Below are 14,368 nucleotides of genomic sequence, written 5' to 3'. Positions count from 1 at the left end.
TGATCACTGAAAAATCGAACCTTTGTAACTAAAAAAAAATGTCCAGAAAAATAAAACTGATTTGGGATTTCCGTGGGCCGGCTTCCGCAAAAACTGCCGAACACCACGAAATTCATTTAAAAGAATACATCGCTATCGAAAAATTACCGCTGAATATAACGGGTTTCGAAATTCAAGGCGAAATGCAAGCGATCGCTTTTATGGTGGTAACGGATGAAAACATGATCCAGGTTCGAGATGCTTTGAAACCGCATCGTGGAGAGCTTTTTTAGTGTGCAGTAATCAGTATTCAGATTGCAGCAAGCACTGAACACTGAATACTGATCACTTTTCTTAATTCGCCACCTCGCTGATGAATTTAATCCGCATCAAGCGCAGTTCATCAATATCATAATCGCCTTCAAATTCTTTCAGGGCATTCTCTATATTATCTGATTCGGATTCCATAAAATAATCATGAATTTCTTCCTGTTGCTCATCGTCAAGCATATCGTCAATCCAATATTTAATATTCAGCTTGGTACCGGAATACACGATTTGCTCCATCTCTTTGATCAGCGAATCCATATTTATTCCTTTGGCGGAAGCAATATCAGTCAGCGATAATTTTCTGTCAATATTTTGGATGATATACAGCTTATTTGCTGAATTTACTCCAGTGGATTTCACCACTAAATCTTCCGGACGGATGATATCATTTTCGCTGACATAGCGGCCTATTAAATCCAGAAATTCTCTTCCGTATTTTTTAGCCTTTCCTTCCCCGACGCCATGAATATTAATTAACTCTTCCTGTGAAATAGGATATTTCAGCGCCATATCTTCCAGCGAAGGATCCTGAAATACGACAAAAGGAGGAACACTCAATTTCTTGGCTACTTTTTTACGAAGATCACGCAGCATAACCATCAGAACAGGATCAGCAGTTCCGGTGGATTTTGAAGCACTGACAATGGCTTCATCCTCTGTTTCATTGTATTCATGATCTTCGGACATCATAAAGGACTCGGGATTCTTTATGAAATTGATTCCTTTGGCGGTAATCTTAACGATTCCGTATGTTTCAATGTCTTTTGACAGTAATCCTGCCACCAATACTTGTCGCAACAAGGCCATCCAGTATTTTTCATCATGATCTGAACCGCATCCAAAAAAAGACTGCGTATCGGTTCGATGTGCTTTGATGACAGCATTAACGCGACCCAGCAATGTAAACACCACTTCTTTTGATTTGTACAGATGTTTCGTATCTCTGACTACCTCGAGCAGTTTAACCACTTGTTCTTTGGCCTCCACTTTCGCTTTTGGATTCCGAACGTTGTCGTCCATATCAGCGCCTTCGCCATTGACATCATCAAATTCTTCACCGAAATAATGCAGTAGGAACTTTCTTCGCGACATTGACGTTTCGGCATACGCCACTACTTCCTGCAACAATGCAAAGCCAATTTCCTGCTCAGCAACGGGTTTTCCGGATAAGAATTTTTCTAATTTCTCGACATCTTTATAGGAATAATACGCAAGGCAATGTCCTTCTCCGCCATCACGACCGGCACGACCGGTTTCCTGATAATAGCTTTCGAGCGACTTGGGAATGTCGTGGTGAATCACAAATCGGACATCCGGTTTATCAATTCCCATACCGAAAGCAATGGTTGCCACGACCACATCAACATCTTCCATCAGAAACATATCCTGGTGTTTGGCACGCGTTTTCGCATCCAATCCCGCATGATAAGGCACGGCACTGATTCCGTTTACCTGCAGCACTTCGGCAATAGCCTCCACTTTTTTGCGGCTCAGACAGTATATAATTCCTGATTTTCCCTTGTGTTGTTTTATGAAACGGATAATATCCGATTCTATATTCTTGGTTTTGGTGCGTACCTCGTAGTATAAATTGGGTCTGTTGAATGATGCTTTAAAAGTGGTGGCATCAGTCATATCTAAGTTTTTCAGAATATCTTCCTGCACTTTTGGCGTAGCCGTAGCGGTCAGACCGATTATCGGTACATCGCCAAGCTGCTTGATGATGTGTTTGAGGTTCCGGTATTCAGGTCTGAAATCATGTCCCCATTCCGATATGCAATGCGCTTCATCAATCGCCACAAAAGAAATCGTCACATTTTTTAGAAAATTCACATAGTCTTCCTTCGTCAGTGATTCCGGAGCAACATACAGCAATTTGGTCAAGCCTGAAGTAATATCTTTTTTTACCTGAGTAATCTCTGTTTTGGTCAGCGAAGAATTCAGCACATGGGCAATCCCATTTTCAGAAGATAAACTCCGAATGGCATCCACCTGATTTTTCATCAAAGCGATTAAAGGAGACACCACTATGGCAGTCCCTTCCTGAATTAAGGCAGGCAACTGGTAACAGAGCGATTTCCCACCTCCTGTCGGCATAATCACAAACGTGTTCTCCTTACGGAGCAGGGTTTTTATGACTTGTTCTTGTAATCCCTTAAATTGGCTGAAGCCAAAATATTTTTTTAATTCTTTGTGGATGTCAATTTCGTTTGGATTCATTCTTTATTATGTGGTATTTTGTATAAATTTGCAACACATAAAGGTACAAATTTCTTTTACACATACAAATTTTAATTATTCTGTTTTGATCACTAAAGAAAATATACTGGCCAGCGCCAAAAAAACTATTTTATCGGAAAGCAAATCCATTGCAAAACTCACTGATTTGTTGGACGAAAACTTTATTGAAGCCACACAAAAAATCTATAATTCTAACGGAAGACTAGTCGTAACCGGAATAGGAAAGAGTGCCATTATTGCCCAAAAAATGGTCGCTACCTTCAACTCCACCGGAACGCCTTCGATCTTTCTTCATGCCTCGGAGGCCATTCATGGCGATTTAGGAATGGTGCAGAAAGAAGATCTTATTATCTGCATCTCTAAAAGTGGCAACAGCCCGGAAATAAAAGTGTTGGTTCCGCTTTTGAAGCGCTTTGGAAATACAGTGATCGCGATTACCGGAAATATAACGTCATTTTTGGCTAAGGGTTCCGACTTTGTTCTAAATACTACCGTGGACAACGAAGCCTGTCCTAATAATCTGGCACCCACCAACAGCACCACCGCGCAATTAGTAATGGGCGACGCCCTGGCCGTTTGCCTGATGGAAATGCGGGATTTCAAACCGGAAGATTTTGCCGTTTATCACCCCGGTGGTGCTTTGGGCAAAAAATTATTACTTCGCGTCAGCGATATGCTGGAACACACACTGAAACCATGGGTAACTCCCGATGCATCAATAAAAAAAGTAATTTTCGAAATTTCCGAAAAACGTCTTGGTGTAACTGCCGTCGTGGAAGATAATAAAGTAGTTGGAATTATTACCGATGGTGATATCCGAAGAATGCTCAGTGACCGAGACTCTTTCGCTGATGTAACGGCAAAAGACATTATGACAAAAAATCCTAAAGTGATTGCATCGTCGGCGATGGTTGTCGATGCACTGAATATTCTGGAAGACTTCTCCATCACGCAACTGGTTGTAGTAGATAATAATGAATACAAAGGTGTATTACATTTACATGATATTTTAAAAGAGGGAATACTATAATGGCAAAAAAAAACTTAAACGAAATGTCGTTTTTAGACCACTTAGAAGAACTAAGATGGTTGCTGGTTCGAAGTACAGCCGCGATATTAATTCTGGCTACGCTTACTTTTTTCATCAGTGATTACATTTTTGATGTGATCATTTTTGGACCTACAAATGCAAATTTTATAACCTATCGATTCTTTTGTGATTTATCAAATCAGTTGGGCTTTGCCGAAAGCATTTGCGTTACTGAAATGCCTTTCATCATTCAGAACACGAATATGGAAGGGCAGATCAATGTGCTGATCTGGACCTGTATAACGGCCGGATTTATCCTTGGATTTCCGTTCATATTGTGGGAAGTATGGAAATTCATCAGCCCTGCCTTATATGATACTGAAAAAAAACACGCAAGACTCTTCGTTATCTCATCATCGGTGCTGTTCTTTTTAGGAGTCTTATTTGGTTACTATGTGATTGTACCGATGTCGGTCAACTTTTTCGCCACATTCACCATCAGTACCGTCGTAAAAAACCAGTTTAGCATTGATTCCTATATAGGACTGGTAAAAACAAGTGTAATTGCCTGCGGATTGTTTTTTGAATTGCCCATAATTATCTATTTCCTGACAAAGTTAGGATTAGTGACTCCGGATTTCTTGAGGAAATATTGGAAATATGCGGTGATCATCATTCTGATCGTTGCAGCAGTTGTGACACCACCTGATGTGGTGAGCCAGATAATCGTAACCATTCCGATGCTGGTCATTTATGAAGCAAGTATCTTAATTTCAAAAATAGTAGTAAAAAATCAAAAAAAAGTAAATGGCTGATATCATAGAAGAATTCAACGAGTACCGTACTAAAATGAACGCAAAATTATTGGCAGACAATAATAAAATTGTGAAACGTATTTTTAATCTCGACACTAATGCATACGCAGCGGGAGCTTTGGATGTAAAAACCAAAGAACTGCTTGGCTTAGTGGCATCGGCAGTTTTGCGCTGCGATGATTGTGTAAAATACCATCTGGAAACCAGCTTCAAAGAAGGTGTAACCAAAGAAGAAATGATGGAAGCCATGGGAATCGCAACGCTTGTTGGCGGAACAATTGTAGTGCCTCACCTGCGCAGAGCCTATGAATTTTGGGAAGCACTGGAAGACCAAAAGACTACTTAGATTTTTAGACCTATTAGAAAAAGTATGAGAATTTAATAATTGGCATTTCGTTTATTTTTTGCTGATTTCTAAAAAACTTAAATCTGCAGCAATTCAACGCCTTAGTAGGTCAAAAAAATAAAATATTTACTATTTGAAAATCTAACAAACTGTTAAGAAGTAAAATCGTTTATTTGGTTATTCGTTTATTTGTCTAAAAATCTAATAATCTAATAATCTGACCATGAAATCGCTATGATTCAAAATCACAGACAATAATAAAGAATAGCGATACCATATTCCTATAAAAAAATATTACGTACGTATGAAATTAAGAGCCGAAAATCTGGTAAAAACCTATAAAGGACGCAGTGTTGTAAAAGGCATTTCGGTGGAAGTGAATCAGGGGGAAATCGTCGGGCTACTGGGACCAAATGGCGCCGGGAAAACAACCTCTTTTTACATGATTGTGGGATTGGTAAAACCAAATTCAGGCAACATATTCCTCGATGACCTTGATATTACCGATTATCCGATGTACAAAAGAGCACAGCAGGGAATTGGGTATTTGGCACAGGAAGCCTCGGTTTTCAGAAAGTTAAGTATCGAAGACAACATATTAAGTGTGCTGCAACTGACAAAACTTTCCAAAGCCGAACAGGAAGCCAAAATGGAAAGCTTGATTGCCGAGTTCAGCCTGGAACACATCCGTACCAATCGTGGCGATTTACTGTCGGGTGGCGAGCGCCGTCGTACCGAAATTGCCCGCTGCTTGGCAACGGATCCTAAATTTATACTGCTCGATGAGCCGTTCGCCGGCGTCGATCCGGTTGCCGTTGAGGATATTCAGCGCATTGTAGCCCAGCTAAAAAACAAGAATATCGGCATTCTGATTACCGATCACAATGTTCAGGAAACTTTAGCCATTACCGACAAAACCTATCTTATGTTTGAAGGCGGAATCCTGAAAGCAGGAATACCGGAAGAATTAGTGGAAGATGAAATGGTGCGTCGCGTGTATCTGGGACAAAACTTCGAGCTGAGAAAGAAGAAGCTGGAGTTTTAAAGGAGTATTCAGTGGTCAGTGGTCAGTTGTGAAGAAAGTGGTCAGTTGTGAAGAAAGTGATCAGTGGTCAGTGGTCAGTTTAAAAAAGTGATCAGTGTTCAGTGATCAGCTTTAAAAAAGTGGTCAGTGTTCAGTTCTGAAGAAAGCCAGCTTTAAGGAGTCATCAATGAGCAGTCTTAAAGAAGATGATCAGTTTTTAAAAAGTTAAAAGTGGTTAGTTATGAGTAAAGTAATCCGTTATCAGTAGTTAGCAATAGTATTGATCCGTTCAAAAAAATAGCAACTATGAAATTCCAAGATTTGTTAACGTATCAGAAATCATTTTCATTAGCCATGAAAATATTTGAAATAACAAAATTATTTCCCAAAGAAGAAATGTATTCTTTGACAGACCAAATCAGGCGTTCCTCCAGAAGTGTGCCGGCGAATATTGCAGAAGCCTATAGAAAAAGAGTATATCCCAAAAGTTTTTACAGCAAATTGACCGATTCAGATGCTGAAAACTCAGAAACGCAGGTATGGCTCGAATTTGCACTGAAGTGCAATTATATTAATGAAAGCACTTACAATGAATTATTAAATGATAGTAATGAAGTTGGAAAACTAATTAATTACATGATTTTAAATCCCCAAAAATTCGGTGTAACAATCTAGAAAAATTTGATTCAGTCCCCAAATCTCTAATCTCTGATTTATGGATCCGAATCATTAATTACTACCTGCTGCTCACTGAACACTGATCACTGAATACTGATCACTGAACACTTTTATTATGCTGAACACTGATCAACATCAACTCCTCACTGAACACTGAACACTGATCACTGATCACTTTTATTATACTGAACACTGAACACTGATCACTAAAAACTGATCACTAAAAATTACTCCACCGTAATAAACTGCAGCTGCTGCAAATCCCCATTGTAAATATTGACATCTACATTGCCTTTAATCCCCGGAACAGTGGCCTTTTCCGTGAATTGCCAAAAAAGCCAGTCCTCGTTTATTTGCTCTCGATAAAAATTATAATTGGCAATCCAAAAAAGATAGTCGCTGAATTCATCCTTCAGAAAATCATCGTAATATTTTTCCCCGCTATAGATAATCGGGCGAACGCCGTAATGCGCTTCGACTGCTTCTAACCATCGCCTTAAACCAATTTTCAGGTTGGCGATCGATTGGTTTTTAGGGAGTTTTTCAATGTCCAGCACAGGAGGCAGATCGCCTTTTTGAAGTGTTACGGTTTTGATAAAAAGCGCGGCCTGTTCCAATGAGTTCTCGTTGGGACGATAATAATGATAGGCACCGCGAATCATTTTATTTTCTTTGGCACCGGCCCAATTCGCTTCAAAACGACGGTCCTTTCGGTCTTTACCAACCGTAGCGCGGATAAACACATAGTGCAGCGGATATTTTTTTTCTAAAGTGTCAACGTAGGACCAACTGATAGTACCCTGATATTCCGATACGTCGATGCCGATGCTTTTTCCGTCATGCTTTTTTAAAACTTGGAAGTTACGAACATCCGACAGCCGTTTGGCTTCCATATTTTCGGCACTGATTTTATCTGATTTAAAACTGAAATAGTAGGCGAGACCGTTTCTGTAATGGTAGCCCGTAAAAGCAATCAGCACTATAAAAAAGCTTGCAATGGAGATGCGGAGGACCCTGGGCCTGAAAACAGATATCTTGCTTTTACGCTTACGAACTGTCCGTGTTTTTCGTACGACCGTTTTCTTTCTCATGCAAAACTACTTTTTCAGCATCTTATTATTGACAACCGACAGCAGTACATAAAAGATAATCACTAAAGGAATGGCCAGGTATTGCAGGAAAATCACCAACAAAAGGGAAACTGTCAGAAAAACAATTTGAAGTGTGTTCTCTTTGAAGCTAAACTTCTTGATTTTCAGTGAAAACAATGGAATTTCAGCATTCAACATATATGCGCTAAGCAAAGCGATTCCCAGTAAAAACCATTGATTGGTCAGCAACTCCATGATAATAAGCGAATCTGTATATTTTAAAACCAACGGCAGACTCAAAATAAACAGCGCATTGGCGGGAGTCGGCAAACCAATAAAAGAATCGGTTTGGCGGGTGTCAATATTGAAATTAGCCAGACGGTAGCAAGAACCTAATGCAACGAGAAAACCCAGATAGGGAAAAAACTGCAAATGACCGGCAACTGCGGTAGAGGAATGGCTGATCATCATCTGAAACAGCACCAAAGCCGGCACAACGCCGCTGGTCACCATGTCTGCCAGAGAATCCAGCTGCAGCCCAAGCGGACTGGTGACATTGAACAATCGGGCAAAGAAACCGTCAAAAAAATCCAGGAATATACCAAGACAAACAAAATAGAAAGCCGTTTCAAACTGCTCGTTGAAGGCAAAAACCAACGCGATACATCCGCAAAAAAGGTTTAACAACGTAATGATATTGGGGATATGTTTTTTAATTGTCATAGTGCTACCGTTTAGGGAATCAAAGGTGGTAAATTTAGCGCAATAAGCCAATGAAAAGTAAAACAACCTGACCAAAAAAAATTATATATTGAAAAAATCAGCGAAAATCCGTTTCATCGGTATCATCCGCGTGCCATTTCAAATTTCCCTAAAACGGCATAATCCTTCTAAAAATACCTAAATTACAACCCTGCCAGAAGAATAAAAAATTCGCGAATTCGCGGTAAAACCACTACCCAGCTACCTCCTACTATTTTTTCAAAAATCAGCGAAAATCCGTTCCATCCGTATCATCCGCGTGCCATTTCAAATTTCCCTAAAACGGCATAATCCTTCTAAAAATACCTAAATTACAACCCTGCCAGAAGAATAAAAAATTCGCGAATTCGCGGTAAAACCACTACCCAGCTACCTCCTACTATTTTCACAAAAATCAGCGRAAATCCGTTCCATCCGTATCATCCGCGTGCCATTTCAAATTTCCCTAAAAAGACATAATCCTTAAAAAAATTCCTATATTATAACCCTGCCAAAAAAATAAAAAATTCGGGAATTCGCGGTAAAACCCCCGCCCGGCTAACTCCTGCTATTTTCACAAAAATCAGCGAAAATCCGTTCCATCCGTATCCTACGCGTGCCATTTCAAATTTCCCTAAAACGGCATAATCCTTCTAAAAATACCTAAATTATAACCCTGCCAGAAGAATAAAAAATTCGCGAATTCGCGGTAAAACCATTACCCAACTACCTCCTACTATTTTTACAAAAATCTGCGAAAATCCGTTCCATCCGTATCATCCGCGTGCCATTTCAAATTTCCCATGACCTTCATTTCGCCAATCACGGTAAATTCAACAACAAAACTCGATAACCTCAGTAAAAAATTATATTTTTGATAAAAATTAAACAGACATTTCGTTTGTAAAAATGCTACCCTTGAAAAAAAGCTTTTTAATAGCAATACTTTTGATAAGCACCCTGATGCACAGTCAGGCCGTCAGGAAATACTCGAATGAGTTTATGAATATCGGCGTCGATGCTGCTGCTCTGGGGCGGTCGAATACTGTTGTGGCTACTTCCAATGATGTCAATGCGGGCTACTGGAATCCTGCCGGACTGATTCATATGGACGATCACCAACTGTCGGCAATGCATGCGAGTTATTTCGCCAATATCGCCCAGTACGACTATTTGGCGTATGCGAGCCCGATTGATGACCGCAGTGCGTGGGGGATTTCGCTGATTCGTTTTGGCGTGGATGACATTCTCAATACCACCGAACTGATCGACAGCCAGGGCAATATCGATTACAACCGCATCAGCCTGTTTTCAGCCGCCGACTACGGTTTTACTTTTTCGTATGCCCGCAAACTGCCGGTGCCGGGATTTCAGTACGGCGTCAGTGCCAAAGTAATCCGCAGAATCATCGGTGAATTTGCCAGCTCCTGGGGATTTGGTTTTGATGTGGGTGTACAATTCGAAAAAAACAACTGGCAGTTTGGACTGATGGTACGCGATATCACCACCACTTATAATATTTGGAATATTGACGAAGACGCCTACGCAAAAATTGCAAACGCTGTTCCGGGAGAAAATCAGGAATTACCCGAAAGCACCGAGATTACCGCTCCTAAAGCACAACTGGGAATCGCAAGAAAATTCATCATCCGTTATGATTACAGTATCGTCGCAGCTGCCAATATGAATATGCGCTTTGCCAGAACCAATGATATTGTTTCCACTGATTTTGTCAGTATCGATCCGGCAGTTGGACTGGAATTCGGGTACACCGATTTGGTTTTTGTGCGTGCCGGCGTCGGGAATTTCCAAAAAGTACAGCAATTGGACAGCACCGAAAAAACAGGATTTCAGCCCAATATCGGTCTGGGGTTTAAATACAAAGGCATTCAGATTGATTATGCGTTGACCGATCTCGGCAATCAGAGTACCGCTTTGTATTCGAATATTTTTTCGGTAAAAGTGGACTTGGGGATGTTTAGAAATTAATCCATTTTATCGCCTCACCTCCAAATAATAATAATAATAATAATAATTTCTGATTTGCCGTCGTAAACTACTAAAATTGTCGATTTTAAGCGATTTCAAACATCTGAAATCAAAAATCGTTAATCAAGAATCAGCAATCATTTTATCCATTTTCCTGCTCATATAGTTGCCACACCAAAAAATGACGTTAAGTCCCAAGATCAAACGCAAAGTCTTTAAATTAACAGATTTTAGATTGAAGATTAACGATTGCAGATTTCTGATTTGGTGCCATTAACAATTAGATTGTCGGAATTTCAAACATCTGAAATCAAAAATCGTTAATCAAAAATCAGCAATCATTTTATCCATTTTCCTGCAAATAAAAACATTAACCACAAACTCAAAATAAACAGCTCAAACATTAAGCGTAAAGCAGATAACACCCGTCATTTAACCTCACAACAAAAATCCGTTTAATCCGTGATAATCCGTGGCTAAAGCTAATATCCAGAATACCATATACACACCAATTTAAAACGCCTTTTTTAACAGCAAAAAGAAAAATCCGTGCTAATCCGTTCAATCAGTGTCATCCGTGTTCCATAGCTGCAAACTGTAGCTGCGCACAAAACACAATTAGCCTCCTTTTTCGACGCAAAACTCAAAAATCCTTGTAAATTTGCTCAATCTGTTTAATGCATCATATTCTAATAGTACCCTAAATGAATCCATCGTCTTTAAAAAAAATAGTACTTCTCCTCTTTTTATTTTCAGCTACACACTTTAGTTTCGGCCAAAACATCCAGTTATCACAAAACACGAACGTCAGTGTGCTTACCTGCGGCACGGGCAACGAATCCTATTCGCTTTTCGGCCACACGGCAATTCGCGTGCAGGACGCAGACAACGGTATCGATCTGGTATACAATTACGGCGCGTTCGACTTTGATACGCCCAACTTCGTCATGAAATTCATAAAAGGCGATTTGCAATATTTTGCCGTAGCGCATTCCTACGCCGATTTCCTCGAACAATACCGCTATGAAAAAAGGTCGGTTTATGAGCAGCAACTGCAAATTCCATTCCCGCTGAAACAGCGATTATATGATAAGCTGAATACCTCTTTAGCATCCGGAGAAAGCCACTACACGTATAAGTTTATTGATAAAAACTGTACTTCAATGGTCGTAGATATTCTCAATGCAACCTTAGACACCACCGCCATTGTCAAGAAAGAAGACACCGACATAAGCTACCGAACGATCTTATATCCATACTTTGACGGTCACTTCTACGAAAAACTGGGCACCAGCATCATATTCGGTACAAAGGTAGATCGATTGGGCAAACAAATCTTCCTGCCTTTCGAGCTGCAAAAAAGTCTGACGAAAGTTACTTTCCAAAACCAGCTTTTAGCTCCCGAAAACAAAACGCTGCTCGAATTCAAAAAAGAAACACCGCGTTCATGGTGGAATAATGCTTACACGTATTTGCTTTTCCTTGGGTTTATCGTGCTGATCAACAACAAAAAAAGTGATCTGTTCTACCTCAGCATCATGGGCGTTTTGGGACTGTTCTTTATATTCGTGGGATTTTATTCTCTGCATCTGGAACTCGCCAACAACTACAATACGTTGTTATTTAACCCCACTTTACTGGGCTTGCTTTATTTCTATGGCACCAAAAACAAAAAAGGAATCTACAATCTAGCTCTGTTTAACTTGGCGACGTTAGCGATTTATTTCTTTTTTATCATCAACAAAGCGCATTTGCTGGTGGTACTGCCATTGATATTAACCAGCGGCATCATTTTGGTCCGCCTGGCGATTCAGAATAAAAAAAGAATTCCGATTATAATGTAGCAGATTTATCTGTTACTATAACATACTCGTTCGTTGGAACTGTGTCATCAAACACGCAGCTTATTTTTTACCGCTAATTCGCTAATTATTTAAAAATACAATAAAAATTCGAGGCAATTCGTGTAATTCGTGGCTTACTTTTTTTGAAAGCATTTGCAGCATGTAAATTTAGCTCGCGGTCACGTCTTTCAGATAATAATAATAATAATAATAATAATAGTAATCGGTTAGGTGAAATTATTTAAAAACATTGTTGTGCAAAAAACTTTTTAAAATTGATAAAACCTTATGAATATAGTCCCCAAGGGACATTTTTAGTGGCCTGCCTATTAATTTGCTACCAATATTTTACTCCTAACGAAGCAACCTCATCGAGGTTATATAATGGTAGTAAAATAGTTCGAAATTTGAAATTGGTCCCGTAGGGACTACACCTTATTTTAATCGGACAATAATGATTTAAAAATAAGACAACATTTTATTTTGTCATTCCGACAGAGGAGGAATCACATCAGAAATTCACAAATGCGATTTGCTTCGCCCGTTCGCTTTCGCTCCTGTGGCGTTCCTTGAATTAACAAAATCAATAAGTTCTAAGATACAATTGGTGACTTTTAATACTTAAATTTAATTAAACCTACGGGTAATAATAATAATAATAATAGTAATAACATTAGTCGCTGCCACAAAGCGGAAATGAAAACAGAGAATAAAAATCCGTTTAATCTGTGCTAATCTGTGGCCAAAATACTCATGCTGTTTTTATCGGACAATAAAAACCCCCGTAATCTCAGCTCCGCGCAACTTCAAATAATAGTAATAATAATAGAAAGAATAAAAAATATAAATTACTGCCCCCTGTAAAACAACACCGTCGTAATTGTTTTAAACGCGATATTAAGATCCAGAAAAATACTCCTGTGCTTGATGTAATACAAGTCGTACTGCAATTTTATAAGGCTGTCACTAATGGTTTCACCATACGAATAATTGACCTGCGCCCATCCGGTAAGTCCCGGCTTAATAATATGTCTGGTTTCGTAAAAAGGCATGATTTCAGCAATTTTCTTGACAAAAACCGGGCGTTCCGGTCGCGGACCTATCACGGCCATATCCCCTTTTAGAATATTGACGAACTGTGGGAATTCGTCGATTCGTGTTTTCCGGAGGAATTTCCCAAAAACCGTCACTCTGGAATCATTGGTAGTCGTAAACACCGCACCATCCGTCTCGGCATTGGTAATCATCGTTCTCAATTTCAGTATGTCAAAAACAACGCCGTCTTTACCGATACGCTGCTGGGTATAAAACAGTGTTCCGTTATTGGCCAACGCATTTCCGACTATGATAAACGGCAGCAAAAGCAATCCCGCCAATAATCCGACCACCGAAATAATGATCTCAATAATTCGGACAAACAGTAAGTATAATTTATTGTGATTGCTTCTGCTGAACGGGAAAAACCGATAGAAATCCCTGGCGATATAGTGCACCGGAATACGATGGGTCTTACTTTCATACACCTGCGTGTACTCCCTGATGATAAGGCCCGACTCTAACAAGCGGAGCAGCTGCTGGTAAAGTTCGGCGGTAATGCCCTCGGTTTTCTGCGAGGCAATGACAATTTCCGATATCCCATTTTCTTTGACAAACGAATGAAGCGCCTCTCTTTTAATGTTCCGTACATAATGATATTCAACGCCATCGTCTTCGACAGCATCGGAATGCACAAACGCAATAATTTTATAATGTGGATCTATGTTTTCCAAGCCCAGAATCAGCTCCTCGACCTGCTCCTTGTCGCAGATTAAAACTGCATTTTGAACAAAGCGATTCGATGCCAGAAACTGTACATACAACATCCGCCAGCAAAACAACGCAGCAAACACGATCAGATAAAACAACAGGATCTGCAAACGGTTCGACGGCAGCTCAGGAGAAAAAAACGGGGTCAGCAAATACACTAATACGGTCACGGAAGCAGTGACTATAGCACTTTTGAGCACCTGAAGTTGGTTGCTGGCCACCTGCAAATTATACATTTCGAAAATGGTGCCGAACAGGTTGATATACAGAGCCAATACCACCATCGAATAAAAATGCGTAGTAAAAACTGTAAAATAGTCCATCGAGGAGATACTTCCGATGATATACAAAGCCGTGCAGACAAAGACAACGTCAAAGAGGCGCAAAATCATCTTTCGCTCTGATATTTCAAAATGCATTTTGTCTACTTCAAACATTATTGGTTTTTAGATTG

General features: G+C 39.8%; 12 protein-coding genes. 8 read left to right on the top strand and 4 right to left on the bottom strand.

From position 1 onward, the window contains the following. The first annotated feature begins 38 nt into the window (after positions 1-38). Entirely contained in the window at positions 39-272 is a 234-nt protein-coding gene (locus E0F89_RS10600) for a hypothetical protein (protein WP_131909749.1), read from the top strand. Positions 273-333: 61 nt separating this feature from the next. Here the strand turns inward: E0F89_RS10600 and recQ are convergent, their stop codons facing one another. Continuing rightward, positions 334-2,529: a DNA helicase RecQ gene (gene recQ / locus E0F89_RS10595; RefSeq protein WP_131909748.1), complete on the bottom strand. Its 2,196-nt coding sequence runs from the start codon at positions 2,527-2,529 to the stop codon at positions 334-336. An 85-nt stretch (positions 2,530-2,614) separates the two neighbouring features. Between recQ and E0F89_RS10590 the strand changes: the two genes are divergently transcribed. The 5 genes from E0F89_RS10590 to E0F89_RS10570 all read left to right on the top strand — a co-directional run bounded on the left by E0F89_RS10590 (position 2,615) and on the right by E0F89_RS10570 (position 6,440). Continuing rightward, a complete protein-coding gene (locus E0F89_RS10590; RefSeq protein WP_165930010.1) occupies positions 2,615-3,580 on the top strand; it encodes a KpsF/GutQ family sugar-phosphate isomerase in 966 nt (321 codons plus the stop codon). Further along, positions 3,580-4,395, top strand: coding sequence for a twin-arginine translocase subunit TatC (tatC, locus tag E0F89_RS10585; RefSeq protein WP_131909747.1), 816 nt, complete (start codon positions 3,580-3,582; stop codon positions 4,393-4,395). The genes E0F89_RS10590 and tatC overlap by 1 nt, the downstream gene beginning before the upstream one ends. Next, a complete protein-coding gene (locus tag E0F89_RS10580; protein ID WP_131909746.1) occupies positions 4,388-4,741 on the top strand; it encodes a carboxymuconolactone decarboxylase family protein in 354 nt (117 codons plus the stop codon). Before tatC ends, E0F89_RS10580 begins: the two co-directional genes overlap by 8 nt. Positions 4,742-5,045: 304 nt before the next feature. After that, on the top strand, positions 5,046-5,786 hold the full coding sequence (gene lptB / locus E0F89_RS10575; protein ID WP_121924172.1) for an LPS export ABC transporter ATP-binding protein: 741 nt from the start codon (positions 5,046-5,048) through the stop codon (positions 5,784-5,786). Between the two features lie 285 nt (positions 5,787-6,071). Continuing rightward, positions 6,072-6,440, top strand: coding sequence for a four helix bundle protein (locus E0F89_RS10570; protein ID WP_131909745.1), 369 nt, complete (start codon positions 6,072-6,074; stop codon positions 6,438-6,440). 230 nt (positions 6,441-6,670) lie between these two features. Here E0F89_RS10570 and E0F89_RS10565 read toward each other — a convergent pair whose 3' ends face one another. Continuing rightward, positions 6,671-7,534: a glycoside hydrolase family 25 protein gene (locus tag E0F89_RS10565; RefSeq protein ID WP_131909744.1), complete on the bottom strand. Its 864-nt coding sequence runs from the start codon at positions 7,532-7,534 to the stop codon at positions 6,671-6,673. 6 nt (positions 7,535-7,540) lie between these two features. Beyond that, positions 7,541-8,257 carry a CDP-alcohol phosphatidyltransferase family protein gene (locus E0F89_RS10560; protein ID WP_131909743.1) on the bottom strand — a complete coding sequence of 239 codons (717 nt, stop codon included), beginning with the start codon at positions 8,255-8,257 and terminating at the stop codon, positions 7,541-7,543. A 936-nt stretch (positions 8,258-9,193) separates the two neighbouring features. Here E0F89_RS10560 and E0F89_RS10555 point away from each other — a divergent pair. Both E0F89_RS10555 and E0F89_RS10550 read left to right on the top strand, forming a co-directional pair. Further along, positions 9,194-10,264, top strand: coding sequence for a putative type IX sorting system protein PorV2 (locus tag E0F89_RS10555; RefSeq protein ID WP_449404026.1), 1,071 nt, complete (start codon positions 9,194-9,196; stop codon positions 10,262-10,264). A 704-nt stretch (positions 10,265-10,968) separates the two neighbouring features. Further along, complete coding sequence (locus E0F89_RS10550; RefSeq protein ID WP_131909742.1) at positions 10,969-12,108, top strand: lipoprotein N-acyltransferase Lnb domain-containing protein; 1,140 nt, start codon at positions 10,969-10,971, stop codon at positions 12,106-12,108. Positions 12,109-12,956: 848 nt separating this feature from the next. On the opposite strand, the gene E0F89_RS10545 is transcribed toward E0F89_RS10550, so the two are convergent. Continuing rightward, positions 12,957-14,351: an exopolysaccharide biosynthesis polyprenyl glycosylphosphotransferase gene (locus E0F89_RS10545; protein WP_165930009.1), complete on the bottom strand. Its 1,395-nt coding sequence runs from the start codon at positions 14,349-14,351 to the stop codon at positions 12,957-12,959. Between the last annotated feature and the right edge of the window lie 17 nt (positions 14,352-14,368).

This window comes from Flavobacterium caseinilyticum, from assembly GCF_004349085.1.
Lineage (GTDB): Bacteria > Bacteroidota > Bacteroidia > Flavobacteriales > Flavobacteriaceae > Flavobacterium > Flavobacterium caseinilyticum.
The sequence above is the reverse complement of the archived record's forward strand: the minus strand, read 5'-3'. Positions and strand labels throughout refer to the sequence as shown.